This is a genomic window from Myxococcus sp. AM011 (genome assembly GCF_013372595.1).
Classification (GTDB): Bacteria; Myxococcota; Myxococcia; order Myxococcales; family Myxococcaceae; genus Myxococcus; species Myxococcus eversor.
The window spans coordinates 1-1,598 of sequence record NZ_JABXEM010000542.1 but is presented as its reverse complement, the minus strand read 5'-3'; the positions used below and the strand labels follow the sequence as shown (position 1 = coordinate 1,598).

Below are 1,598 nucleotides of genomic sequence, written 5' to 3'. Positions count from 1 at the left end.
GTCACGGGGCGCGGGGTGTCCGTGGTGCGGCTGCGAGTGGGACGGGCCTCGCTCCGGGGCGCGGGCTCCTCGGCCGCCGGCGCGGGGCGCGCGGAGGGCATCTGCGCGCGGACTCCGAGGCGGCGCCCCGCCCCGCCAGGCGTTTGTGGGGCGGAGCCTGGAGCACGGCCTTGCGCGGCTCCGAGTCTGGAGGCGGAGGCGGGGGAGGCGTCGTCGCCGGCTGCATGCTGGTGGCGCGACGCGGGGTGGGCTGCTTCGCGGCGGGCGGCGTCCCCGTGGCGCGGCGAGGCGGAGGCTCCGGAGGGCCGGACGTCGTGTTGATGGTGAGCGGCTCGGGCAGCTCCGGGGCCGGGGCCGGGTTCGAGCCACCCATGGCGAGCATCGCCGCCACGCTCGTCTCGCCCGTGACGTCACCGGAGGGGCCGGCCATGAGCAACTGGCGCGTCTGCTCGCGGCGGTCGGCGAAGAGGCGGCGCATCACCTCGCTGCTCTGCTCGGGGTGCCAGATGAGGGGGCCCACCGCGCGCTCCAGGGCGCGGGCGAACTCCAGCGTGGAGGCGTAGCGGTCCTCGCGGCGCTTGGACAGCGCGCGCAGGACGATGGCGTCCAGCTCCGGCGGTATCTGCTTGTTGGCGCGGGAAGGCGGCGTGACGTCGCACTTCAGCACCGCGTTCATCATCGCCTCGGCCTGCTTCGCGTAGAACAACCGCATGCCGGTGAGCAGCTCGTGCAGCACCACGCCCAGGCTGAACAAGTCGCTGCGCGCGTCCAGCGGCTCGCCCATGATCTGCTCGGGCGACATGTAGCCGCTGGTGCCCTTCACCATGCCCACCGCGGTGCGGCTGGCGCGCGCCAGGCTCTTGGCGATGCCGAAGTCCAACAGCTTGGTGACGCCCTCGTACGTCACCATGATGTTCTTCTCCGCCACGTCACGGTGGATGACGGGCGAAGGGTGGCCGAGCGGGTCCGTGAAGGTGTGCGCGTAGTGCAGCGCCACGGCGGTGTCCCGCACCGCCATCAAACTGAAGCCCATGGGGATGGGGTGGCTGGCCTGCCGACACGCGCGCGCCACCTCCACCAGCGTGGCTCCCGGCACGAACTCCATGGCCAGGAACAGCTCGCCCTCCGCGATGTCCAGGTCGAACACCTGGGCGATGTGCGGGTGGTTGAACGCGGCCGTCACCTTGGCCTCGTCCAGGAACATCCGGATGAACTCTTCCTCGCCTCGGATGTCCGGCAGAATCTGCTTGAGAACCACCAACTTGCGGAATCCAGCGAGGCCCCGCTGGGACGCTAGGAAGATCTCCGCCATCCCGCCCGTGGATAGGCGGCTGAGAACCTCATACTTGCCCAGCGACCGGCCCTTGGAGGCATCCGGCGCGAGCGGCAGCGTCGTCCCACTCATCGGAAGGTGCTCAATCTACACCCGCACCTGGACGGACGCGAAAGTCAGGCCCTAAGAAAAGTCCACGAATATCGACATCTCTGACTTTTCTGTGAATTCACATTCTCACTCCTCGGGAGAAGAGCGTCGCCGTGCGGGGGAAGCGGGGAGGGTGACGGCGAGGGCGTTGAGGAGGCGCAGGTCGGAGCGGGAC

At 70.0% G+C, this 1,598-nt stretch carries 1 protein-coding gene; it reads right to left on the bottom strand.

The genetic code is table 11. From position 1 onward, the window contains the following. Position 1: 1 nt before the first annotated feature. On the bottom strand, positions 2 to 1,405 hold the full coding sequence (locus tag HUW62_RS47170) for a serine/threonine-protein kinase (RefSeq protein WP_255204047.1): 1,404 nt from the start codon (positions 1,403 to 1,405) through the stop codon (positions 2 to 4). Between the last annotated feature and the right edge of the window lie 193 nt (positions 1,406 to 1,598).

Bases quoted from the DNA above. Each gene is read 5' to 3' on its own strand.
- HUW62_RS47170 (WP_255204047.1), bottom strand. From the start codon at position 1,405: ATGAGTGGGACGACGCTGCCGCTCGCGCCGGATGCCTCCAAGGGCCGG.